Annotated in this window: 20 protein-coding genes; 15 read left to right on the forward strand and 5 right to left on the reverse strand. The window is 50.0% G+C overall.

The annotated features are described in order from the left end of the window. Positions 1–41: 41 nt before the first annotated feature. The 9 genes from E1757_RS23700 (at position 42) to E1757_RS23740 (ending at position 10,653) form a co-directional block, all read left to right on the forward strand. Positions 42–1,649: an extracellular solute-binding protein gene (locus E1757_RS23700; RefSeq protein WP_165972256.1), complete on the forward strand. Its 1,608-nt coding sequence runs from the start codon at positions 42–44 to the stop codon at positions 1,647–1,649. Beyond that, positions 1,646–2,599, forward strand: coding sequence for a dihydrodipicolinate synthase family protein (locus E1757_RS23705; protein WP_133232785.1), 954 nt, complete (start codon positions 1,646–1,648; stop codon positions 2,597–2,599). Before E1757_RS23700 ends, E1757_RS23705 begins: the two co-directional genes overlap by 4 nt. A 4-nt stretch (positions 2,600–2,603) precedes the next feature. After that, positions 2,604–4,301 carry a sialidase family protein gene (locus E1757_RS23710; RefSeq protein WP_133232787.1) on the forward strand — a complete coding sequence of 566 codons (1,698 nt, stop codon included), beginning with the start codon at positions 2,604–2,606 and terminating at the stop codon, positions 4,299–4,301. 190 nt (positions 4,302–4,491) lie between these two features. Then, a complete protein-coding gene (greA, locus tag E1757_RS23715; RefSeq protein ID WP_133232789.1) occupies positions 4,492–4,971 on the forward strand; it encodes a transcription elongation factor GreA in 480 nt (159 codons plus the stop codon). Positions 4,972–5,314: 343 nt separating this feature from the next. Next, positions 5,315–6,904 carry an OPT/YSL family transporter gene (locus E1757_RS23720; protein ID WP_133232791.1) on the forward strand — a complete coding sequence of 530 codons (1,590 nt, stop codon included), beginning with the start codon at positions 5,315–5,317 and terminating at the stop codon, positions 6,902–6,904. Between the two features lie 10 nt (positions 6,905–6,914). Then, complete coding sequence (locus E1757_RS23725) at positions 6,915–7,976, forward strand: S-methyl thiohydantoin desulfurase family protein (RefSeq protein WP_133232793.1); 1,062 nt, start codon at positions 6,915–6,917, stop codon at positions 7,974–7,976. Positions 7,977–8,026: 50 nt separating this feature from the next. Then, complete coding sequence (locus tag E1757_RS23730) at positions 8,027–8,974, forward strand: DUF1177 domain-containing protein (RefSeq protein ID WP_133232795.1); 948 nt, start codon at positions 8,027–8,029, stop codon at positions 8,972–8,974. Between the two features lie 38 nt (positions 8,975–9,012). Continuing rightward, complete coding sequence (locus tag E1757_RS23735) at positions 9,013–9,684, forward strand: AroM family protein (RefSeq protein ID WP_133232797.1); 672 nt, start codon at positions 9,013–9,015, stop codon at positions 9,682–9,684. Between the two features lie 15 nt (positions 9,685–9,699). Continuing rightward, positions 9,700–10,653, forward strand: coding sequence for an aminopeptidase (locus E1757_RS23740; RefSeq protein ID WP_133232799.1), 954 nt, complete (start codon positions 9,700–9,702; stop codon positions 10,651–10,653). 59 nt (positions 10,654–10,712) lie between these two features. Here the strand turns inward: E1757_RS23740 and E1757_RS23745 are convergent, their stop codons facing one another. Both E1757_RS23745 and E1757_RS23750 read right to left on the reverse strand, forming a co-directional pair. Next, positions 10,713–12,188, reverse strand: a complete 1,476-nt coding sequence (locus tag E1757_RS23745) for an ATP-binding protein (RefSeq protein ID WP_133232801.1) — start codon at positions 12,186–12,188, stop codon at positions 10,713–10,715. 188 nt (positions 12,189–12,376) lie between these two features. Beyond that, complete coding sequence (locus E1757_RS23750) at positions 12,377–15,415, reverse strand: hybrid sensor histidine kinase/response regulator (protein ID WP_246079437.1); 3,039 nt, start codon at positions 15,413–15,415, stop codon at positions 12,377–12,379. 271 nt (positions 15,416–15,686) lie between these two features. On the opposite strand from E1757_RS23750, the gene E1757_RS23755 reads away from it, so the two are divergent. The 3 genes from E1757_RS23755 to E1757_RS23765 all read left to right on the forward strand — a co-directional run bounded on the left by E1757_RS23755 (position 15,687) and on the right by E1757_RS23765 (position 18,831). Beyond that, positions 15,687–15,980, forward strand: a complete 294-nt coding sequence (locus tag E1757_RS23755; protein ID WP_133232805.1) for a phasin family protein — start codon at positions 15,687–15,689, stop codon at positions 15,978–15,980. Between the two features lie 70 nt (positions 15,981–16,050). After that, entirely contained in the window at positions 16,051–17,730 is a 1,680-nt protein-coding gene (gene ubiB, locus E1757_RS23760) for a 2-polyprenylphenol 6-hydroxylase (RefSeq protein WP_133233014.1), read from the forward strand. A 345-nt stretch (positions 17,731–18,075) separates the two neighbouring features. Further along, on the forward strand, positions 18,076–18,831 hold the full coding sequence (locus E1757_RS23765; protein ID WP_133232807.1) for a class I SAM-dependent methyltransferase: 756 nt from the start codon (positions 18,076–18,078) through the stop codon (positions 18,829–18,831). Positions 18,832–19,063: 232 nt separating this feature from the next. Here E1757_RS23765 and E1757_RS23770 read toward each other — a convergent pair whose 3' ends face one another. Further along, positions 19,064–19,981, reverse strand: coding sequence for an aldo/keto reductase (locus tag E1757_RS23770; protein WP_133232809.1), 918 nt, complete (start codon positions 19,979–19,981; stop codon positions 19,064–19,066). 396 nt (positions 19,982–20,377) lie between these two features. Here E1757_RS23770 and E1757_RS23775 point away from each other — a divergent pair, with 396 nt between their 5' ends. Continuing rightward, on the forward strand, positions 20,378–20,662 hold the full coding sequence (locus tag E1757_RS23775; RefSeq protein ID WP_133232811.1) for a hypothetical protein: 285 nt from the start codon (positions 20,378–20,380) through the stop codon (positions 20,660–20,662). A 179-nt stretch (positions 20,663–20,841) separates the two neighbouring features. Here E1757_RS23775 and E1757_RS23780 read toward each other — a convergent pair whose 3' ends face one another. After that, positions 20,842–21,957, reverse strand: coding sequence for an N-acetylmuramoyl-L-alanine amidase (locus tag E1757_RS23780; protein ID WP_246079439.1), 1,116 nt, complete (start codon positions 21,955–21,957; stop codon positions 20,842–20,844). A 185-nt stretch (positions 21,958–22,142) separates the two neighbouring features. Then, positions 22,143–23,192, reverse strand: a complete 1,050-nt coding sequence (locus E1757_RS23785) for an LLM class flavin-dependent oxidoreductase (protein ID WP_133233020.1) — start codon at positions 23,190–23,192, stop codon at positions 22,143–22,145. 206 nt (positions 23,193–23,398) lie between these two features. Here E1757_RS23785 and E1757_RS23790 point away from each other — a divergent pair, with 206 nt between their 5' ends. Together E1757_RS23790 and E1757_RS23795 are read left to right on the forward strand one after the other, a co-directional pair. Then, positions 23,399–24,085: a response regulator transcription factor gene (locus E1757_RS23790; RefSeq protein ID WP_133232813.1), complete on the forward strand. Its 687-nt coding sequence runs from the start codon at positions 23,399–23,401 to the stop codon at positions 24,083–24,085. Next, positions 24,075–25,334 (forward strand): sensor histidine kinase, encoded by a 1,260-nt coding sequence (locus E1757_RS23795; protein WP_133232815.1) that lies wholly within the window; start codon positions 24,075–24,077, stop codon positions 25,332–25,334. Before E1757_RS23790 ends, E1757_RS23795 begins: the two co-directional genes overlap by 11 nt. Positions 25,335–25,385 lie beyond the last annotated feature (51 nt).

Genomic DNA, 25,385 nt, shown 5'->3' on the forward strand with positions numbered 1-25,385 from the left:
TGCCAGCTTTCCTGACGAAAAGCTCGAAGGAGGATAAATCAATGAACAACAAGGTTTTTGACCGTAAAACGATTCGCTTAATAGTATCCGGAGGTTTGGCTGCTGCCGTACTGCTCGCCGGGTGCACGAAGAATGACCCTGCCCCAAGCGCGGAGGGCTCGTCCGATCCGTATGATAAATTACCAAAAACGGTTTCCGTCAATGCAAGAGACAATGGGAACATAGCGAGCGAGGAAGGCAATATCGAAGAGAATCGCTGGACGAAATGGATTAATGAAAACTCCGGCGTTCAGGTGAAATGGATTGCAACACCGCCTACTTTAGGCCCGCTTATTCAGAAGCTGAACACACTAGTTGCCGCAGGTGAAGGTCCGGATCTGTTTGTTGAAGCCAACCGGCCGTTTCTATCCACATTAGTTGAAAACGGCGCTCTTCAGCCGATTGACGAATATATTGACAAGTATAGCACCTCGTATAAAAAGTATTTGGCTGAGCATCCGGAATTGAAGGAATGGGTTACGTTTGACGACGGCAAGATGTATTTAGCCGGGGTCATGCGTGCAGGCACAAGCGGTACGGTTGTCCATGCCGGCTTTATCAGGCAGGATTGGCTGGATAAGCTGGGACTTAAAATGCCGACTACCTCGGACGAACTGCTGGAGGTTGCCAAAGTATTTAAGGAAAGAGACCCTGACGGTAACGGGAAAGCGGATACAGTCGGCTTTTCATTCAATATTCCTCTCGGACTAGGCAGTCCGATTCAAGGCATATTCGATACGATGGCGGATAAATGGCACTTGGAAAACGGCAAGCCAACCTATGGTGCTTTGACAGAACGGTTCGCCGATTCGATTGCATTCAATAAGAGAATGTATGAGGAAGGCCTCGTTGATAAGGAATATTTAACGGACAAAAATTTCGAGCGCCAAAAACAGCTGTGGGTAACAGGGAAGTCGGGTATTTTCCTGGGTACGACCGGAGATGTGTACAATTTATACAAGGATTTGAAAAAGAATGTCCCAACCGCGAAATTAGCTCCAATCGCACCTGTATCCACCAAATACGGAAAAAACGGCTATAACCAGGGGGTAGGATTAGCGGGTAATATGGTCGGTTTCAATAAACAGATGAAAAATCCGAAGGCTGCCGTACAGCTAATCGATTTCATGATTGATAAAGGCGGGTTTACACTGGCTAACGGGTTGGAGAATGTGCATTACAAAATGTCCAATGGGGTCCCTGCACCTGTCGATCCGCAAAAAAATGCCAAGGAGCTTACCTATGCGTCTACGTATAATATGCTTTACAACGACAAGGGCTCCTATGAGGATCTTTTGAAAAATCCGAATCCGGATCCAATATTCCGGGAAGTCGATGAATTAAGGGCTCTGGCCGGCAAAGTCTTACTGTCCGTACCGTTCCGCAGAGATTTCCCTGTGCTGCCGTCCACTCAGGAATTTAACCAGACGATGACCGCTTTTAACGCTTTGGTTGATCCGGCAATTGCTAAAGCTGTAGTTTCCGGAGCGGCATATACACCGCAAATGGCTGCGGAAGATTTAAAGAAGGAATGGAAGCGTCTTGGCGGGGATAAAGCCGATCAATTGATGAACGACTATTATCAGAAGAAAAAGGCGGCCCAAAAATGACAATGGACATGAACGGGACGAATGGACAAAGAGAGGTCGGGCAAATAGAGATGAACAAATTACAAGGTATTATTCCACCAGTCATTACGCCGTTCACGAAGGAGCTGGATGTGGATACGGCTGCTCTGCAAGGCTTGGCCAACTATATGATCGAGTGCGGAGTAGACGGTATCTTTGCAATGGGGACCGCGGCTGAATCACCAATGCTGACCCGAGGGCAGCGGTTGAAAGCACTGCAAGTGTTAAAAGCAGAGTGTGCAGGCAGAACGCCGCTATTGGTTGGTGTCATGGAAACCAGCACAGCCAGAGTGCTTGAGCTGGTGCGGGAGGCGGAGGAGCTGCAGGCGGATGCGGTTGTTGCGGTGACCCCTTACTATTTCCGCGTCAAGCAGAAGGAGATTGTCAAACATTTTGCCGCCATTCGCGAAGCGACTTCTTTACCGCTCATTATATATAATGTACCGGTTTATACCGGCAATCCGATCGAGCCTGAGACGGTAAACGAGATCGCCCGCTTCCCTGGGGTCATTGCCTATAAGGACAGCTCCGGCAACATGCCTCATTTTCAACAGGCGATTCGTCTCACCCGAGATCTGCCGCATTTTTCGGTGCTGCAGGGGGTGCAGGTGTTAAGTGTAATCAGTCTGCAAATGGGTGCGGCAGGACTGGTACCGGGGGTCGGCAATGTGATACCCGATCAGATGGTTTCGTTATTTCAAGCGGTGCGGCAGGGTGAACTGGAGAAGGCTTATAACATACAAGATTTTATCGTCCGTCTGGAGGCGTCTTTCTCGATAGAAGGGTATTCGCTTCCGGTATTGAAGGGAATGGCACAATATCTTGGCTTCGGTGAGGGGGTGCCGCACTTTCCGCTCCAGCCTTTGACGGCTGACGGAATGCATAAGCTTTCACAAATCTTAACGGGCGGCAATGTCAAGGGAGGCGTGTAACCCTATGAAAAAGGTATCCGATTCCAACAAGCATTTGGTAGCTCAAGAAAAAGACATGTACATCTCGTTCCCCGGCATTGCCAAGGCGAAGGGAGGGTTGGTAGCTTGTTATTTGCGTACGGACAGCCATCATCGAACGAAAACCGATATTATGATAACGCGGTCATTGGACGGCGGGAAAACGTGGATCGACCCTCAATCGATAGCGTATACGGATATTTATGAGCATGGCAGTGTATACGTAGTGCCGCGAATTAATTCGCTTTCCGATGGACGGCTGGTTGTCATTTGCGACCGCGGATTGCGGAATCCGCAAACTGAATTCCAATATTTATCGACCTGGGTTTACAATAAGCAGATGTGGAATGAAATATTTTGGAGCTATGATGATGGTCTGAACTGGGACGGCCCGCACCGGATTGACGATGTCGGCGGTGAGCCGGAATATATTCAGGAGCTATCGAACGGGAGCTTGATGTATACAAGAGCCGAGGTCGGTGAAATGGAGCCCAGACTGCGCTTTAATCCGGCAACGTATTTCGAATTCGGCAGTCCGGCCAAATACGACTGGTTCCCCGGAGTTAGAGTGTATTACAGGCAGGCGGCGGTGTTTTCGGATGACGGGGGACAATCTTGGGGACGGAAATCGTTAATGACGGACCATCCGTTATACTCGGACGCGGAAGCCGGCTTTGCCGAAATTAAACCCGGACACTTGCTTGCCGTAACCCGTTGCGCGGACCATGGCACCCGATACGGGCAGCCGAGCCGGATGATCCGAAGCGACGATTACGGCGTGACATGGGATCAAGGGGTGTTGGCGCCGTTTCACGGCCACCGTCCTACACTTGGTATGCTGCAGTCCGGCAAAGCACTGGCTGTCTTCAGAAATGCATTGGGCACAAATGCCACCTATGCATTTGTATTCGATCCGGAGGAGCAGTTTGCGTATCAGCCGAATTCCTTCATATGGAATGAAGCTGATTGTACAATTGACAACGGAGTCATGACTATAAAAACGGAGGAAGGTCCCGAACGTACGGTCAGGTTTCAATTGTATCCGGCTCAAAATGATGTATCAAGGGTACAATTGGAGACGGAAATGAGGCTGGAGGAAGCAGACGAGTATGGCTGCTGCATTAGCAGCGGCTGCTGGATACGCTTCGAAACGGACCGTGTATCGTTGGCCGATCGGCCTGAGCAAGGGTTTATGCTGAATACTCGTGAATGGCATAAATACACAATCATTAGACAGCATCATGAGATCTTCGTTTATGTGGACGGACAGCTGATGCTGCACACGAATACAGTAGGACTAGCCACGCGAACGATTTGCTTCGGCAACCGGTATATTCAGAATGAAGCTAAGCGGAACCGGTCTGTCAGCCACTGGCGGTCGTTTTCAGTAAAGGTTGACAATCCGGATGACTATACTATCGATTGGGAATGGAACGCTGCTGCCGGCTACCCGGATCAATTCCGCAGAGACAGGCTTGTGCTGCTCGATAAATCCGGGTTTTCAGCCGGAGATAACGGATATCCGCAGTGGGTCCAGCAAGCGGACGGCACTATCGTCATTATCGACTATACGAAAGGCGAACCGGTACAAGACCAGCCTTTTGTCCGCTCCTATACGGTAACGGAAGCCGAATTATCCGGCACATCAATCAGTCTTATCCAGCCAAATAAGCAGGGCGGATGAATGAGTATTCTGGTCGCAGCCTGAAGAAGCTGTTTTGGAGCTCACACTGCTTCATTCGCCGGAGTTCGAGCTATTAAAAGCTGCCACCAACGTTGCTTATCTGTTCCGACGACTATAACGGGAAAGAATTTCAGAAAATAACGGTTATAGGGTACAATGGAATGAAGCAAACAAAGTGGGAGTTGTTATGATGTCTAACAATGAAGTGATTTTGACTCAAGAGGGCTTTGATAAATTAGAGTCGGAACTCGAAGAGCTTAAAACTACAAAACGAAAAGAAATCGCTGAACGGCTTAAAGTTGCAATTAGCTACGGTGATTTAAAGGAAAATAGTGAATATCATTCTGCAAAGAATGATCAGTCGTTCATGGAAACCAGAATCAAGATCCTGGAGAATATGATCAGAAAAGCTCGGGTAGTCAATTCGGAAAGTTTGGACGTGACAACTGTTCAAGTGGGATCTACTGTGATTCTTCATGATATAGAATTTTCTGAAAATGTAGAGTATACGGTTGTAGGCCCTGCCGAGGCTGATGTGACGAATAATAAGATATCCTACGAGAGCCCATTGGGTAAGGAACTCTTGGGAAAAACAATAGGCGACATGATTAGTGTAACCGCGCCTTCCGGAGTAGTTAAATACGAGCTGCTTGAAATAAAAGTGCTGTAACAACCCGATTATTCAAACCTTTTAAGGTACATCAAACGTCTTCGTGAGATTTTAGCATGAGAAAGCCCCTTCCGCAAAAATTGCGGAAGGGGCTTTCTCATGCTGTCGCCAGTTCAAGAACCGATAGAAACCTCGAACTTATATGGAGTACATAAGTAACGCACTGTCAGGATAGCGATGCTGCTAAAAATGGTTCGATTAGGTCATACTGTAACTGTCAAGCCAATTATTGATGTTCCCGGAACGAATGGAAATGAATCGGATATAAGCGCATTCTCTGCTGGGAACACAATTTGTACCGCACATTGAAGCTTTGTCATTAATAACGATTCGGGGTGGTTCCATGGAAAAAGAAAAAAAACATCCGAGCATTTTTGAACCGTTCGCTCTTATTCTCAATGTGGTCACAGCGGCGGTCGGCGCCATCATCGGTATGCAAATCGTGACGACGTTGGGGGTCACCCCAAATACCGCCATCATCGGGGCGCTTGTGGCGATGCTGATTGCCCGGATTCCTATCACAGTATTTAAAAAATACAGGTCCATCCACCGTCAAAATCTGGTTCAAACATCCATTTCGTCCGCTACCTTCGGGGCAGCCAACAGCTTGTTAATCCCCATCGGCATTCCGTTTGCGATGGGAACGCCGGAGCTGATTGTACCGATGCTGGTCGGCGCGGCGCTCGCGATGTTTGTCGATGCGGCGATATTGTATAAAATATTCGACTCTAAACTATTCCCGGCTACAGGCACCTGGGCGCCGGGCGTAGCCACTGCCGAATCGATTCTGGCGGGAGACAAGGGCGGGAAAAGAGCCGGGTTACTTGGCGTCGGTACGGTACTCGGGTTGATCGGATCGTACTTTCATATCTCCATGTCCGCCTTTGGCGTTGCGTTTATCGGCAATATATGGGCGCTGACCATGTTCGGCATCGGTCTGATGATCCGCCAGTATTCCATCCCCTGGTTTAATGTCGACGTGAATGCACTGTACATTGCGCACGGAGTTATGATTGGCGCCGGAATTGTCGCCTTGGTTCAAGTTACGATACTTATCTTCAGCGGACGCAAAGCCAATATCGGCAAAGCGGAAGCTGTTTCCGAACAAAAGTTGACGCGTCCGATCAAAGAAGCCAAGCGCGCCCTGGGCTACGGTTTTATCGCCTACCTCGTGATCGCGCTGATCATCGCTCTGCTTGGCGGGATCATTACGCATATGTCATTCGGGATGTTGATCGGATTTATGTTATTTGCCGCATTCGCCGCGTTCGTCCATGAGCTGATCGTCGGGATCGCAGCGATGCACTCCGGTTGGTTTCCGGCCTTCGCCGTGGCGTTTATTACGCTTCTCTTCGGCATACTGATCGGCTTCCCGCCGGTAGCTCTGGCTTTGCTGGCCGGCTTTAGCGCGGCAACGGGTCCTGCCTTCGCGGATATGGGATACGATCTGAAAACCGGCTATATTTTGCGCGGTAACGGTGCGGACAAAGAACTGGAGCTGCAAGGCAGAAAGCAGCAGTATATCACCGGGATGATCGCGTTCGGCGTTGCCCTGTTAACCGTTATCGTTTCTTATGAAGGATACTTTGCGCAAAATCTCGTGCCGCCGATTGACAAGGTGTATGTCTCGACCATCCAGGCCGGCGCTTCCCCGGGTATTATGCTGCAGCTGCTTCTTTGGGCGATCCCGGGAGCGATTTTGCAGTTTGCCGGGGGTCCGAGCCGTCAAATCGGGGTATTGTTCGCAACTGGTCTGCTGATTTTAACGCCGAACGCTTGTTGGGCCGTGCTGACAGGAATTGCGATCCGTCTGATCGTGCTGAACATATGGAAGAAAGAGGCCGAAACGCCGATGAGCATTATGGCTGCGGGCTTTATTGCCGGGGATGCGCTCTACAGCTTCTTTAATTCGATATTCAAGTTCAGAAAGTGAGGCGCAGCTCATGCCAATCATAAAATTAGATGAGAGTATGGTTACATATGCGGTTTATGGCGGAGCCGTCCTGGGCGGCGGCGGGGGCGGCTGGATCGAGGAAGGGCTGAAGATCGGCCGATTGGCGCTGGAGGTCGGACAGCCCAAGCTGTTGACCGTAGACGAATTTGACGAAGACGATCTGCTTGTTACCGTATCGATGGTCGGTGCGCCGGCCGCCAAGGACCAATTCGTGAAGCCGATTCATTACGCCAGAGCGCTGGAGATGCTGTCGCAACAAATAGGAAAGCCGGTCAAGGGGCTGAACACGAACGAAAACGGAGCGGGGACGACGGTCAACGGGTGGTTTCAATCGGCCGTGACCGGCCTTCCGATTGTCGATCTCGCATGCAATGGACGCGCCCACCCTACTGGAGCGATGGGTTCGCTCAATTTATCGGAGATGGAAAACTACGTTTCCCATCAAGCCGCTGCGGGAGGCAAAGATGCCAATTATATCGAGCTGAGCGTATCCGGGACGCTGGAGAAGGCGGCCTCCATGATACGCAAAGTATCCGTAGAAGCGGGAGGTCTGGTGGCTGTAGCCAGAAATCCGGTGACGGTCGCCTATGCCAAGCAGCATGGCGCGGCTGGCGCCATTACGCAAGCGATTGACGTAGGCAGAGCGCTGCTTTCCCGTCAAGGGGAAGCAGCCATTGATGCGGTCGTCTCCAAGCTCGGGGGAACATTCGTTGCGACAGGAACGGTGACGGACTTCCAGCTGGAGACGACAGGCGGATTCGACGTGGGTACCGTGCAGATCGATCATTCGTACGAAATGACGTTTTGGAATGAGTATATGACTTTGGAAAAAGGCGGAGAGCGATTAAGCACCTTCCCCGATCTCATTATGACGCTGGACGCCAAGACGGCAAAGCCGATCGTTACCGCAGCCGTTGAAAAAGGCCAGCAGCTTGCCGTCATCACCGTTCCGAAGGACAGGCTGCTTCTCAGCAGCACGATGAGAAACGAAAAGCTGTTAAAGCCTGTCGAAGATATCATTAAAAAATCGATTATCTCCTTTCTAAATTAACCTTGCCTGTATTCGGTACAAATTAAAAAAGAAAGTAGGAGTGTACTGCAATGACATTGAAACAAACCCTTATGGCATTGGATGTTATGGACGACGGGTTCGTAAACGGGGAGAGAGTCAAGGCGCTGTTCAAAGGCTATCCCGGTGTTTCCGTCACCGTCGCCAAAGTTACCGGAGAGAAAGGCAGCACGGACTTTATTAAAATCGTCATTCCGGGAACGAACGGTAAGCTTAAAGGCGGTGACGCTCCGACCTTCGGCATTATCGGCCGTTTGGGCGGAATCGGCGCGAGACCGAGCCGGATCGGACTCGTCTCCGATGCGGACGGAGCTGTCGCCGCCGTTGCCTCCGCTCTGAAGCTGGCGGATATGCAGACGAAGGGGGATGCGCTGAAAGGCGATGTTATCGTCAGCACCCACATTTGCCCGGACGCTCCTACCCGCCCGCACGAGCCTGTCGACTTTATGGATTCGCCGGTAAATATATTAACGATGAACCAGCATGAGGTTGCGCCGGAAATGGAAGCGATCCTGTCCATCGACACGACCAAAGGCAACCGGGTCATCAATCATAAAGGCATCGCTATTTCGCCGACCGTGAAGGAAGGCTATATTCTTCGTATCAGCGAAGATTTGGTGCGAATTATGGAAATGGCGACAGGACAGTTTGCCGTGACCTTCCCCATTACGATGCAGGATATCACTCCTTACGGAAATGATTTGTATCATATCAATTCGATCCTGCAGCCGAGCGTTGCGACCGACGTACCGGTTGTCGGGGTTGCCGTTACGGCGCAAGCGGTTGTGCCGGGATGCGGAACCGGCGCAAGTCATGAAATCGATATTGCTACAGCCGTACGCTTTTCCGTTGAGGTAGCCAAAGAGTTTACGGGCGGAACATGTCAGTTCTATGACAAGCATGAGTTCGACCGGATCATCCAGCTATACGGCTCCATGAAAATATTGCAAACCGGCGGGGAAAACGAACCTCGCGGATAAACGCAAAAATTACCGGTTTTGATTGGAGGCAGGACGTCATGGTACAGTTAGGAATGATTACGATCGGTCAAGCGCCGCGCGATGACGTGGCGCCCATTATTGAAAAATATTTGGAAGACCGCGCCGAGCTCGTACAGACCGGCGTGCTTGACGGGCTTTCGAACTCTTATATTGAAGAGCATTTGCATCCCGGAGCAGGCGATTACGTATTGACGTCCCGGTTGACGACCGGTGAGTCGGTCGTCATGGCCCGGCAAAAAATACAGCCGATCCTGCAAAACAAAATCAATGAGCTTGAAGCGCAAGGCATCAAACAAATATTGCTGCTTTGTACGGGGGTGTTCCCGGGACTTTCCACCGGCGCCGCTTATTTAATCGAGCCGGATCATATCATTCCACCTGCCATCAAGGCGATGGTCGGCCCCCGGCGGCTGGGAGTTTTGGTGCCCTTGGCGGAACAGACCGAATCGCTGCGGTCGAAATACGAGCTGCATGGGCTCGACCCTGTCTTCGCCGTCGCTTCGCCCTATAAGAATAATGAGGCTAACTTCCATGAAGCGGCCCGCGAATTGAAGGGCCAGGCCGATCTCATTTTGCTGGACTGTATGGGATATACCGAGCAAGCCAGAAGGCTGATGGCCGAGGCGACGGGACTTCCCGTCGTGCTATCGAATGCGATCATGGCCAAGCTGGTATCCGAAATGATCTGATCGGAGGGGACGAGAATGAATCCGCAAATAACCGAGGTCAGCAAAAGTGTGCTCCAAAATTGTTTGGCGCTTCGGGAAAAAGAATCGTTGCTCATTGTAACGGACGATGCCAAAAAAGAAATTGCGGAGTCGGTCTACGAGGCGGGAAAAAAGCTCGGGGCGGAAGCGATGATGGCCGTCATGAAGGAACGGTCCAGATCGGGCGAGGAGCCTCCGGCAGCTATAGCTACGGCGATGGCTAACGCCGATGTGGTTCTATGCATCACCCGTCATTCGCTGACGCATACGCAAGCCCGCAAAAATGCCGTCAACGCAGGAGCGCGGCTCGCGACGATGCCCGGCATAACCGAAGACATGTTCCTGGAAGGCGCCATTGCCGCCGACTATTCCCAAGTCAAACAGTTGACGGGCAAGGTTACGGAGCTATTGACGAAGGGCAGTAAAGTACGGATCGATAAGGACGGTTATTCGCTCACGTTTTCCATTGCAGAGCGGCAAGGCATCCCAAGCACGGGCGTGTACGTGAATCCCGGCGAGTCGGGAAATTTGCCTTCCGGCGAAGCGTATATTGCGCCAGTCGAAGGCAGCGGGGAGGGGCAGATCCGGATTGACGGCTCGATAGCGGGAATCGGCAAATTAAGCTCCCCGGTACTGCTCACCATTGAACATGGACGAATTGTTCATGCCGACGGCCAGGAAGCGGAACAGCTACTCCGCATTTTGGGGGATGGGGATGGCAGGCTGCTGGGCGAATTCGGCATCGGCACCAACGATAAGGCGAGAATAACCGGTGTGGTGCTCGAAGACGAGAAAGTATACGGAACGATCCATGTCGCTTTTGGAAGCAATAATACGTTCGGGGGCACGATATCGGCCGGTGTCCACATCGATGGCGTGGTTACCAAGCCGGACGTCTTCATCGACGATGTGATAGTAATGGAGCAGGGGGAACTCGTCGCTTCCTCGTGAGAGGCGGTAAAGATGCGGTCAGACGATGCAGAGAGCCGCATCATAAGTAACGGCAAGTGTTAGTTATGTTGAAGGTTGCCTAGATATCGGGTGTATTCTGCATGTCCCAATAGATACAAGAAAGCAAAAGCAGGGATTTTAATAATAGGACAACTTGTGGCATGATCGGTGATTCCGAAGTCTGAACTGTTTTTTGTAATCACGATAGCAGAAGCGACTTTAGGATCATTTGCCCATTCCACAATAGCTTCTTTATGGGACAAACTAGTGTTTTCCCGATATTTTACTTCTATTATAATCTTTCTGAGTGCACCGTAGGTGATGACAATGTCGATTTCTTTCTCTGTTTTGGAGTCCCGGTAATAACCTATTTGTGTCGCGTTCAAATAGTTGAAGGAATGGACATGCTTATATATAGTAGTTTCGATGATCAGGCCCATCTCAGTCGAATCAGTTAGCACTTCTTCTCCTATCATGAGTACCGCGTTTCGTATGGCCGCATCCGCCAAGTAAACCTTAGGTCTGGCTTTTAAAGCTTTCTTGCCTGTTTGTTCAGTCGGCTGGCTAACATAGATTAGATTGGCTTGTTTTAGGAAATCCATATAATGGGAGACTGTGGGGCGTGAAATTCTTACTTCTTTGGCGATGGTATCCTGAACAACGATATTGCCGCTTATCATACAGAGATAAAGAAAGATTTGTTCAAGTTCTGCGACATTCCGAATTGGAAATAGTGATACCATATCTCTTTTTAATACTTTATCCACAACATCCTCGCGAATAATTTTCTGAGCATAAATTATATCGTCTGATAATGCGACTTCAGGGAATCCGCCGACAAGTAAATATCTATGGAAATGTTTCTGAAGTGGTTCTAACTCAATCATGAGCCGAGACAGTTTTGATTTTTCTAGAGCCCCTAGAGCCCCTAGAGCCGTTGGAAAAATATCTTTTGAAAGCCCCGGTTTAGATATTCCCATCAAATCGATGTACTCATAGAAAGAAAGCGTCGGGATCCGAATCGTTGTCCAACGGCCTACACCACTTTCTTTTGCTTTCTCGGCGAGTAACAGACTTGCAGAACCAGTAGCCATAATATGATAGCTTGGGTTAAGATCATAGAGTGTTTTTAACCATAGATCCCAATCTTGGGCATACTGTATTTCATCAAAAAAGAAGTAGAGTGCTCGGTCATCAGGGTTTAAGTTATTCTGAAAAACGTCTATAATTCTCCCGATGTCGCAAAGTTTTAACATGGGATGATCGAAAGAAACGTAAAGTATATTCTTTGAAGGGATCCCCTTTTTCAAGCAATCCTCAATCATCTGATACATAATAGTAGTCTTACCCACTCGACGAGGTCCTGATAGAATGACTTCTCTTCTTATTTGGGGATGTTCGAAAACTTTCTTGGCTTCGAAATAAGCCAGTCTTTTTACGGGTCGAGTTAATTCGGACGATATTGCATTTGTTGTCCACCAATCATTGTAACCGCGAAGGACCTTAAGGATTTTTTCATCAGCAATAAAATTCATACTTAACACCGCCACCGCATTTTTGTTAATCATATTTCACATTATTACCGACGTTGTGTAAATTTAAACTTTATTATACCCTATTCCCAACTGTACGCGTATGAGTGTCTTATATAGTTTGCTTTACTCCTATGCTAAGAAATAGTCCCCGTCCTGAAAGAACAGGGACTATTTGATTCGGTTACGACTCAACCTGCGTCAACATCCTGCTTAGATCGGTTGTCCGGAATGACAAACGACACGGCTGTTCCTTCATTGGGCTTGCTGACAATAGACAAGCCTTGACCGTACAATTGCATCAATCGTCGGTTCGTATTGGAAAGTCCAATTCCGCCCGTTCCCATCGTTGTCGGACTCAACAGCTGACTAACCTTTTCTTGCTCCATCCCTTTGCCGTTATCTTTTACTTCAATTAGCGTGAAGCTGTCCTGGCGGGCAATTCGAATATGAACCGTACCGCCTTTTTTCCGGCTAAGGAGTCCATGCTTGACTGCATTTTCAATCAGCGGCTGTATCGAAAGCGGGGGAAGAAGCAGACTGATGTCCGGCTCAACTTCCCATACGATAGACAGCCTGCCCTCAAACCGCTCTTTTTCAATATATAAATAGGCCTTGGCAAGCTCCAGTTCATAGGCAAGCTCGATCAGCTTCCCTGTATTAAAGAAATCGAAGCTGATCCGTAAAAATGACGCAAAAGCATCGCCTAATCTTCGCATCCTTTCCGTATCGATCTCACTAAGCGCCAATATTGAATTCAGCGTGTTAAATAGAAAATGAGGATGAATTTGTGCCTGCAGATAGGCGGCTTCCATACGTAACCGTTCATTAATGGACTGCTTCAGCGTAGTCAACGCCCTGATTCGGTATTTCAGCTCCAGAGCATCCACAGGCTTGGTCACATAATCGTTGGCCCCTGACGAGAATCCGGTGTAGATATCGGCAGGTTGACTGCGCGCGGTCAGCAGCAAAACCGGCAGCTCCGAGACGGAGTACTGCTCCCTTACTCTCTGTGTCAACTCGTAGCCGGACATATGCGGCATCATGACATCGGCAATCAGCAGATCCCACTGCCGGGTGCCTAGCAATTCCAACACCTCCATGGCTGAGTGGGCTGTTGTGATGTTATACGGTTCCGTCGAAAGAATGCTAACAAGCACATTCAGGTTGACGGGGTCGTCATCAACCGCCAGAATGTTCATCCTCCCTTCATTTAAAAGCGGCGGGAACAGTACGGAGGCTGCCAATTCGCCGATTGCGGTGTCCGGAGAAATGAACCCGATGCGGCCCTCTTCTGTTCCGTCCGTTATATGGTAGAGAGGTGGAAGACGTTGCGGCCATGGGAGATTCGATAAATTCGCTAGCGGCAGATCAAAACTGAACACGGAGCCCTTGCCCGGCTCGGAGCGAACCGTCAATGCGCCGCCGTGCAATTCTACGAGCTGCTTGCTGATGCTTAAGCCAAGCCCGACTCCTCTCCCGTCGCTTGCTCCATAAGATCCTTGTTCATAGGGGAGGAACACTCGCGCCTGAGTTTCCTCATCCATGCCGACTCCGGTATCGGAGATATGGATGAGAACATGGCCGTCCAGAGCCTCTGCGGTAACGGAGATCGTTCCTTCTTCCGTGTATTTGATGGCGTTATGCAGCAAGTTGTATAAAATTTGCACAAGTCTTTTCTCATCGGCCATCGCCGGCGGCACCGATTCTGCGATATCCATATTCAGTTGAATAGGCTTGCCTTCTATCAAAAATTTAAGCATACCGATTACGCCGGGAACGATCGATTGAATCTTTAAGGGCTCCTGCTGCAGCACGATGCGGTGTTCCTGGAGCCGTGCGGCATCAAGAAGATCGCCGAGCATATGCGACATGCGGCGGCTTATCGTGATAAGCAGCTCCATATCCTTGACGCTGTTCTCATTCATTTTCGTTCTCTCATTAGTGACAACGGTCTGAGCGATATTTATAATACCGTGCAGCGGCGTTCGCAGTTCATGTGACGTGTTGGCGAGGAATTGGTCTTTCAGCTTGTCGGCTTTTTTTAATTGCTCGTTTAGCTTGGCGTTTTCCGACGATTTGCGAAAATATTTTTTAAACCAATAGGCGGAAAAACCAACAATGGCTGCAATGATATCTATGGGGTAGTAAACGGTATAAGAGTTCCATAAGCTCCAGATTAAGCTGGACATCACGCCGGCTGCCGATAGCAGCATGAAGACGATGTCGGGGTCGGCCTGCTTCCTGAATATCATCGTTCCTATAATATAAACAAACCAGGCAATAGGTAATAAATAGAAAGCATGGAATATTCCCAACGCGACCATTCCATTCAGCCACGAAGCGGGCGCTGCCAGCAAAAAACCGGAGTAAACAATAAGCGCTGCGGTAAGCGTCCTTATTCCTGCACTCATCGGAGGAGCCGAAGAAAATTTCCTGAATAGAAGAAAAATAAAGTAGGAATGCCAAAGAAGAGAGAGCAATCTGATCTTCAGCGCCCATGAATAGTTGATTGGCAGCCATAGCAAAAGCACGTTATCATGACCGATCATGATCGTAATGCCGGTCGTCAGCGTTAACAGAGTGGCAATCAGCAATGCCCGTTCATGCGGATTAAACCAATAGAGGATGCAGGCATACAAACCGTGAAGCAGCAAAATGAAAAACGTAACTAACTGAAACCCGATAGAGTACCAGCGAACATAATCCATCGCTGCCTGGGAGCCGAAGCGTATGGAGCGCACGATACCGCCGTTATAAGGATCCTCGAAGTTGGCGACCCGAATGAGCAATTCAATCTCTTGTGTACCTTCCACAGAGTAGGAGGCCGTGTAAGAGACATTTACAGGCGTGTACCTACTGGCATGCTCGGCAGGCTTGCCGATCTCTCCCGCAACCAGTCCATTTATCTCTACCGAGGATGAGGCTTGTATTCCCCGGATCCAAAATGAGACAGGCTGCTTCAGCGGATCGACCAGCATGCGCAGCCGGTACGTACCGTACCCATAGGAGGAATCCGGGCCGTTTGCCAACACGCCGCCCCAGTCTCCCGGAACCTGAATACTGCGGAAGCCGGTTTCCGCCGACTGTACATCCCGTTGAGTAACGAATTTTTCAGGAAAGAATTGCCATTGGCCATCCAGAGGAATGGTAGAGGTTTTGTCCGGCTCCCAACCGCGCAGGTCGAGTACGCCATTGACGGCGTGAGGATGCGCCGGTGTAGGAAACATTTCGGACCAGACCCATCGCAGGCTGAGGAGAATGCCAAAAAATAATATAATAATGATTAAATGTTTAAGGGAAGTATTGTTTATTATTCGCATGGTACCAAATGAAATTCGACATATACGGCATTATTCCTTTATTTCATCGACCCCGGGGTTACGATTCGTTCCCCCTCAATTTCAACGCTGAATTCGAGAACTCAACTGCATATATAAACCAGGGTTGGTTATATTATGGAAAACGAAGCGAGACGGGATAGACAAGGAGGATGCCGAAATGAAAGACATGATCAAAAAAGGATTGGCATTAGGATTGGGGCTTGCGGTTGCAAGTAAGGAGCAGGCGGAAAAAATGGTAGACGAGTTGGTTAAAAAGGGAGAGCTCAGCCGCGAAGAGTCCCGGCAATTTGTCGATGAGCTGCTCCAAAAAGGCGAGAAAGCGCAGATCGAGCTGGAGCGGATGATCAGCCAAAAGACGAAGGAATTGTTGGACGGATTAAATTTGGCGACCAAGGAAGATATTCAGCGATTGGAACAACGGATCGAACAAATACAGAACCAACAACCATAGGCAGACGGATTGCCCGTTTATCCAAGAGATCGGCGTTTTTTTGGATTTGCGGCTAAAGGAGGGGGTTCCTATATTTGCAAGAAGAGTCCGTCATATTCGACGCTATCGGGATATCGCAGCCGCCTTTTCCCGCAATGGGTTCGGGTTTATGGTCAAGGAGTTAGGGCTGCTCGAGCTTCTCTCCCTGCCTAAACGGTTATTGGTTGAAGACTACCAGGAGATTCAAACCAAAACGTTGGGCGTGCGAATTCGATTGATTCTGGAGGAATTGGGGCCGACCTTTGTTAAAATGGGGCAGATCGCCAGCACGCGTCCGGATTTGATTCCCGCTGACATCATCCATGAGCTGGTAAAGCTCCAGGATCGCGTGCCTCCTTTTTCATTTCAGGAAGCCAAAACCATTATCGAACAAGAATTAGACGGCGCGATCGGCTCTATATTCGAAACATTTGATGAAGCTCCGCTCGCGGCGGCTTCGATCGGGCAGGTTCATTATGCCGTTTTGAATTCGGGCGAACGGGTCGCGGTCAAAATCCAGCGTCCTAACATCAGAGCGATCATTGAAACCGATTTGGAAATTCTTCAAGAGCTGGCGATGCTGGCGGAGCAGCGTTTAAAATGGGCGGCCCGGTATCAGATGCCGGATATTGTCGAGGAATTTTCCAAGTCGCTTCGGGCCGAGCTGGATTACACGATCGAAGGGCGAAACGCGGAAAAGGTAGGCAAGCAGTTTAAGAATGACCCGAGCATTCATATTCCGAAAGTATATTGGGATTATTCGACGCAAAAAGTGCTGACGATGGAATACGTGGAAGGCGTCAAATTGAATGAGACCCGGAAGATCGATCGCCGGGGATATAACCGCAAAGTGTTGGCTGAACGGTTAGTACAAGCCATCTTCCAGCAAATTTTGATCGAAGGTTTTTTTCATGGGGACCCTCATCCCGGAAATATTTTGGTATTGCCGGACGAAGTGATCGTGTTTATCGATTTTGGCATGGTGGGGCGCCTCACTCCGGACATGAAGTCCCATTTCGCTTCATTAATCATTGCGCTGATGCGTCAAAGCACGAGCGGCGTGATTAACGCGGTGATCCGGATGGGATTGGTGCCGGATGACGTCAACCTGCAGTTGTTAAGATCGGATGTAGATCAGCTTAGGGAGAAATATTATGATGTCCCTTTAAGCCGGGTCAGCCTCGGCGAGGCGGTCAATGATCTTTTCACCGTAGCGTACCGGCATCGTATTCAAATTCCGGCCGATCTGACCTTATTGGGAAAAACCATTCTGACTATGGAAGGGACGGCGGAACAGTTAGATCCGGAACTGAGCATCATCCAGGTCGCCGAACCTTTTGGCCGTCAGCTTCTTAAGGAACGTTTTCGCCCCAAGAAGGTAGCGGAAAGCGTCGTAAACCATTTGATTGAATACGGGGAAATTTTGACCCAATTGCCGAAGCATGTTCAAGAGTTGGCCCTGGTTATGAAAAAAGGGAAGCTGCGCATCGAAATTACGATTCCCGAGCTTAATCTGCTGCTGACCAAGCTGGATCGTATCAGCAACCGGTTGTCTATTAGCATTATCTTGCTTGCTTTCAGCATCATCATGGTCGGGCTTATTATCGGCTCCGCCTTGGGCAGGCAATCGGCCCTACTTTGGAGCATACCGGCTATTGAAATCGGTTTTGGGGTAGCCGCCATCATGATTCTGTGGCTGTTATATTCTTTATTCAAATCGAGGAGACTTTGAATTGTATCGTTTGTGGGATGTGGTTCAAGAAGCGTTCACCGAAGCCTATTCCGGGGATACTTTCTCGATATAATAATTCAGGAGCTGCCGCGGCAAGCTCCTTTTTGGGTTGTTTATTTCATACCGAACCCGGCGGCTGTGCTTCTTCGATTGCTTTTTCCGATGTAAAAAAAGTGTTGGATATTTGTTTCAAAATACTGTAAAATGGAATTACTAAATGAAACTTTATTTCATCAGATGAAACAATAATTGCGAGGTAACCGTGCAGGGTAAAGTGTATGAGAGCAGCAGCTGTCCGTTCATTAGCAGGATGCGTCCATATTCTTAGTGGGAGAGTGGTTCTTAATGAATAGTAAAGAACGGTTTTCAAATCGGGTCGATTCGTATGTGAAGTACCGCCCAAGCTATCCCGAAGAAGCTCTTGATTATTTGTACGGCACCATTGGCTTGAATCTGAACAGTGAAGTAGCGGATATCGGTGCGGGAACAGGCATTTTTTCAGAGCTGCTAGTGGAGCGGGGGAGCCAAGTGACTGCCATCGAGCCGAATCAGGCGATGCGGGAAGCTGCAGAAAAGAAGCTTGGAGGGAAACCGAATTTTCGCATCGTGCCGGGGTCCGCTGAAGTGACAGGACTGCCGGACCAGTCCGTAGATTTTATCGTTTGCGCTCAATCGTTTCACTGGTTCGATCGCATCGCGGCGCGAGCTGAGTTCAGAAGAATTTTGAAGTCAGGCGGGAAGGTGGTTTTGATTTGGAATTCCCGGCTCACTCATGGCACCCCGTTTCGGGAAGGCTACGATCAACTGCTACACACTTTCGGCGCAGACTACAAAAATGTAAGTCAAAAAAACATTTTGCCCGACGATTTGGCGCTCTTTTTCAACCCGGGGGAAATGCGAGTGGCGCGGTTTACGAATCAGCAAGCGTTTGATTATGAAGGTCTGAGCGGCCGGCTGCTTTCGTCTTCTTACAGTCCGATGCCCGGAGATCCGAAACACGAAATCATGATGAATGAACTGCGCAGCCTATTTGAACGGACGAATCAGGATGGCAAAGTATCCTTTGATTATGAGACCGAGGTGTTTTGGGGCGAGGTTTAGAAAAGTGGAAGATCGGTTGTTTAGAAGATGCAACAGATGTGGGTAGAGGATCGACTTTTGGGGTGCAATTGTCTGCAGCAATTTCGTCATTCAAGTAAACGGTGGCCTGCCCTATTGAATGGCGTCGGCATTAGGCGGGCGCAGGTCCGAGTTAGATTGGGGCACCCGGCAGGGTGCCCTATTTCCGTTGTTGGAACTGAGCTCTCCACGATCGATGGGGATAATCTGCATGTTAAGGAAGCTTATTGCCTGCTGCACGATAAATTTCATACCATTCTTCGCGCGTCAAATGGACATCGCCTGCCTTGCAGCAATCAATTAGCCTGTTTATATTCATCGTACCGGTAACGGGCTGCATGTGTGCGGGATGTCGCAAAAGCCACGCGATGGCGATGGTCGTGCTGCTGACCTCATATTTCTTCGCGATTTCGTCGATCTTCTGATTCAATTCCGGGAACTTGTCGTTTCCGAGGAAAACGCCTTCAAAAAAGCCGTATTGGAACGGTGACCACGGCTGTATTGTGATATCGTTCAGTCTGCAATAATCAAGTATGCTGCCATCCCGATTTACAGCCGAATCATTTTCCATATTGACATTGATTCCATTGGAAATCATGGTGGAGTTCGTGATGCTCAATTGCAGTTGGTTGGCGACAATCGGCTGCTTCACAGCCTTTTTCAGCAGCTGGATCTGCATCGGATTTTGATTGGAAACGCCGAAATGGCGCACTTTACCCGAGCTTTCAAGAAGATCGAAAGCTTCCGCTACTTCTTCTGGCTCTACCAATGCATCCGGACGGTGAAGCAGCAGAATGTCCAAATAATCGGTTTTCAGCCGCCGCAGGATGCCGTCTACCGACGTTAAAATATGTTCCTTGGAAAAGTCGAACGCGCCTTTTCGAATACCGCACTTGGATTGAAGGATGATCTTTTCGCGAACATTATCGTTCATGCGGATGGCATCCGAAAAAATTTCCTCGCAGGTGCCGCCGCCGTAAATATCCGCATGATCGAAGAAGTTCGCACCTATTTCCAATGCCGTCTGGACAAAACGTTCCGCCGCTGCTTTTTCCAGTGAGTTAATGCGCATGCAGCCGACCGCGACCACAGGTACCTCCAGTGTGCTGGTTCCAAGTTTCATTGTTCTCATGCTCAATGCCCTCCTTTTTGGCGATGGGGGTTTTAATTGGGCGCATCCCTTATTGATTGTGACACATTCATATAGCGGTTTCAAGAGTTAGTGCTCGCTAAAACCCGACATCACCAAGTAATGTTTAGTTGAAAATTAAGGAGTTTTGTCCGCCGGTGACATAAGCATATTCGCGAATCCGATTGACATACAATAAATGGGAGAGGGATCATAAGACCCTCCACGGGCTGTCCCTGCTATAGTTGATGTCAACTAAGGGGGGTGAAACGTGCATTTAGGCGAAACCTGGCAGTAGGTAATCCATATCAGCTTCTGATGTACGGCTGCGGCTGCCGGCAGAAGGGATATCCCGTGCTGCTGCAAAACTCAAGCAAACCAACACAGGAGGTTGTGCAAATGAGTGTAAATCGGAATGTAAAGGCTATTAAGGGTGCGTTTATGGGAGTTGGGGCCACAGGCGGGTGGTTGCTAGCTGACCTGCTGCTTCCGGAGCCATGGGGAGACTTCCTATTATTCGCCGCGATGGCAGTGGTGAATGCGATGGTTGGATGGTGGATCGGCACCTTGTCCGAGCGGCGGGATCGCACGGCATCCAATGCTCAAAACTGGGAGCCGGGCGAACTCGCTACCCCCGGAACCGCCGGCGCAAGGAGTGAAATCAAGTACAAATCCGAGTCTTAGAGGCGGCGCCGGCAGCGTTTTCCTCCAGTACCTGAGGGAACGGAACAGGGAAGTATCGTGAGGCATGATGGGAGAGTCCTTCTTTGCGATATTGAGAATTGGTTGTGCCGGCAAATTCTCAAGCAGAGGAAGACGGCACCCACGGATGTCGTTTATCCCATACCCGTGGAGATGGTCTTCTATAAGGGTTGCCCATCGGCAACCCATACTTTCCCCAACCAGGAATCGATCAAATACCAGTCATTCCACTGCTCGTGAACGCGTATCTTTTGTGAGGAAAGACGTGCAGCAGGCTTCGTATCATAGGGACTTTTGTAGATTGGCGTGTCTTGCGGCAGTTCAATTTGTACGTCCACGGACTTAACCGGGAATACGGCATGCCCGAGCGGCAGCCACTGCTCTCCAACCCATGTGGTTACTTTCCCCCAACCGCCTCGTGTGGCCGAAACATGGACAAGTTGTGGCGACAGCGCTGTCCGGGTGCGGGTCATCTTGCCATTCGAATAATCGTATAACGGGGTCGGAATTGGCAGGTAGGCCTGAGACGTTGTCTCCAATTCCGGCTCATCGGTTTGAGCGGCCAAAGCCAAGTTGATGCCTGCTGCGATCCCGTCGGTTAATTTGTTCAAATATTCCGGATCGGACAGCCGTTTATCTTCATCCGGATTGGTCATAAAGCCCATTTCCACCAAAACGGAAGGCACCTTCGACCAGTTGAAGCCGGTAAGATCGGAGCGTGGCACTGCGCCTCTGGAGACAGCTCCGGTGGCCAAGACCGCTTCGCGCAGAATGGTCTCCGCCGCCGCTTTGCTTTCGGAGAAGCCCGCCTGTGCCCCCTTGATCCATGCCGGGTAAAGCAATGAAATTCCTTGCGACTTGGGGGAGTTATCTCCATCTGCGTGTATTCGCACGGCCAGATCGGCTTGGACCTCATTGCAAAGCTGTGCTCTTTCTATATTGGACATATCGACATCATGGGACTCTCTAGTCATGACTGTCTTATATCCGAACGCCTCCAGCTTTTCCTTGAGCAGCAGCGAGGCTTCCAAAGTGAGAACATATTCCGGTTTTTTCGTGACAACTCCTCTTGTCCCCGATGTCACCTTCGCCTTCATTTCCTTCGAATCCGGCGCGACAGGCTCCAGTCCGTTATTCCCGTGCAGCTGATGTCCGGGATCCAGACAAACAAGCTGTTCATCCTGCGTTTTGGCGCCGGCCGGTGCCGGGAACAGGCCGAGCAGCAGAACGGCCACCAATATGATAGAACAAGTATAGCCCCGGCGAACGAATGCCATTGCTTTTCCCCCTTCGTCTTATTTAACCTCAACCCATATAATGGGATCCCTTGCCCGAGTATGCTGCCTGTTCAATGGTCCCCTGGGACAACAGGCGGAGTCGGAAATTCGCATTTGTCCAACGGGATTTCGGTCTTTTCGTACAGAGCGGGCTATAATCCGCTTCATCGGGTCATAGCCTTGCTTCATTCCTCTGGCTCCATGCGGGCCAGCTCCTTGCGCACCATTGGCGCGACTTTGGTTCCGAGCAATTCAATGGTGCGCAAAATTTCACGATGCGGCATCGTGCCGACATTCACATGCAGGAAGAAGCGGGTTACTCCCAAATTTTTGCGCAGCAAAATAATTTTTTCCGCCACAAATTCAGGATCGCCGACATAGAGAGCGCCCTGAAGGCTCCGTGCCGCATCAAAGGCCGCGCGGCTGTATGGCGGCCAGCCCCGTTCACGTCCGATGACGTTCATTTGGGCTTGCGTTGAAGGGAAAAATAGATCGGCAGCCTGTTCGGTCGTTTCCCCGACAAATCCGTGCGAGTGCGTCGCGATCGGAAGCGAGTCGGGATCGTGCCCGGCCTGTGCGGCAGCCTTCTTATAGAGTTCCACTAACGGGGCGAACTTCTCGGGCATTCCGCCGATGATGGCAAAGGCGATCGGAAGGCCGAGCATGCCTGCCCTTACGGCTGATTCGGGATTTCCGCCGCTTGCGATCCACACCGGCAGCGGATTCTGAACGGACCGCGGATATACGCCCATGTTACGGATCGCGGGACGATGTCCGCCGCGCCAAGTCACCTTCTCCGAGGAACGGATGGCCAACAGCAGCTCCAGCTTCTCTTCGAACAATTCATCGTAATCATCGAGGCTGTATCCGAAAAGCGGGAACGATTCGATGAACGAGCCCCTGCCCGCCATAATCTCGGCCCGGCCGTTGGAGATGCCGTCAAGCGTGGAGAAAGCTTGATATACGCGAACCGGATCGTCTGAGGACAGTACGGTAACGGCGCTCGTGAGCCGTATCCGCTTGGTCATGGCAGCTGCTGCCGCTAATACAACAGCGGGCGAAGCCCCGGCGTAATCGGGTCGATGATGTTCCCCGATTCCATAGACGTCCAGACCGACCTGGTCGGCCAGCACGATCTCCTCAACCGCATGGCGCAGCCGTTCGGCGTGGCTGATGACTTCTCCTGTCGCCGGGTCCGGCGTAGCCTCCAGAAATGTACTGATTCCTATTTCCATATTTATTGTCGAATCGCCCATGTTGATTCGCCTCCTTCATTACCTATTAGTTTACTTATTTTTTTATCGATTCTCAAATTTAGTAAGTTGAAACAAACGGCGAAATCCTTTTAATAAAGTTTCAATGATTGTTTGCTATACTGGGAGCATAAATAATTACACGCTTTTGGTTAAGCTAAAGCCAATACGACGCCGGGGTTGATTCAGTGAAAATATTGATTGTCGAAGACGATCTTCCGCTGCTTGAAGCGATTAAGGAAATATTCGAAAACGAGGCCTTCGATACGACAGGAGCTTCGGCGGGCGACGAAGGATGCTTCTTAGCCGAGCAAGGAAGCTACGATCTTATCGTTCTGGATGTAATGCTGCCGGGCATGAACGGATTGGACGTTGTCAAACATTTGCGGACCCGCCAAGTTTTAACGCCGGTCATCATGCTGACCGCAAAAGACAGCGTCGAGGATTGCGTCAGGGGGCTCGATGCCGGTGCGGACGATTATGTAACGAAGCCGTTTGCCGTAACCGTGCTGCTTGCCAGAGCAAGGGCCGTATTAAGAAGACGAGGGACGATCGATTCCGATGGGGAATTGTCCTGCGGGCAAATTCATCTTGCGCCTAATTTAAGGGACGCGTATGCCGGTGAACAGCCCTTGAGACTAAGTCCCAAAGAATACGAGCTGCTGGAATTTTTCCTGTGCAATAAGGAACAAATTTTATCCAGAGATCAGATCTTTGAACGGATATGGGGATTCGATTCGGATGCGGCTTCAACCGCCGTTGATGTATATGTTCATCATTTGCGCAAAAAGCTTGCGCCGTACGGCGGGGACCTTTATTTAAAGACGATCCGCGGCGTAGGTTACTTATTTAAAGGGGATTCCAATGTTCAATAAAACCCGTACTCAATTGGTTTTGTTAAATTCGGTGGTATTTGTGCTGGTGCTGCTTGTATCCGGTATTGTTTTATACGTGCATCTGGGCTACCGGTTATACCATCAAGCTGACGAAGCGCTCCTTGATATTGCGAGGACCATGCAAACCGGCTCTATCGATCAAATGCTGCGGGACGATCATCCGGAGCCTGACGCGGACCGGAGAGTGTCCTACTTTTTCTGGGATGAGCAGGGACAATTAATCGCCCAATATCCGAAGCAATCGTTCTCCCTGAATGATGCGCTCCGATTTAAAAATATGAGTGCCGAGGGCTCTTTGCTAAATATGTCTGCAGGCGGGCGTGATTACAAGGTGTTGGGATTCCGCAATCCGATGCGTGAAGCGGTGGGTGCATCGCCGCTGCCCCATGTTTTTGATGTGGTTGCCATCAGAAGCCTGGAGGCTGAACGCAGAATGCTTCGGACGCTTCGCACGGATCTTGCCCTGGGTGGAGCGGCAGGGCTGATTTTTTCCGTCCTGGCCGGTTTCTACCTGGCCGGGCGTTCTCTGGTGCCGATTCGTCGGTCATGGACCAAGCAACAGCAATTCGTCGCGGATGCCTCCCATGAGCTGCGCACCCCAACCTCCGTGATCCGGACCCGTGCCGAGCTCTTGTTTCGTCACCCGCAGCATACGATCGAGCAGGAAAGCCAGAACATTGCCGTCATCGCGAAGGAAAGCAAACGAATGGGAAAGCTGATCGACGATTTGCTGACATTGGCGCGAACCGATTCCAACCAGCTTCAAATTCAGGCCGCGGCAATACCGCTGCATCCCATTCTTGAAGAAATCGCCGAGCAATTCCAGCTGCTGGCCGAAACGAAGTCGATTCGCATTCATTCCCAATTCCAGCCTTCTATAATCTGGGGGGATGAAAGCCGTCTCCGGCAATTGTTCGTCATTTTATTGGATAATGCCCTGAAGTTTACCCCACCCCACGGTACCATTGAGTTCACCTGCCACAATTTGCCGCATTCCGTCAAGATTGTAGTGAAAGACAGCGGCTGCGGGATTGCAGAAGCCGATCTCCCTCATATTTTTGAACGGTTTTATAGGGGAGACAAGGTTCGCTCCCGCGACGAAGGCGGGACCGGGCTTGGACTTTCGATCGCCGAATGGATTGTGCATGCGCATAAGGGAACCATTCGCGTCGCATCCAGGGTTTCCGTCGGAACCGAATTTCAGATGATGTTCCCAAGAAAACCGTAAGCACGCAGCTTTAATAAAATTTAAATGTTCGTTCTTTATAATGAAACTGTC

Origin of the sequence: Paenibacillus piri, from assembly GCF_004354045.1 — a bacterium.
Classification (GTDB): Bacteria; Bacillota; Bacilli; order Paenibacillales; family NBRC-103111; genus Paenibacillus_S; species Paenibacillus_S piri.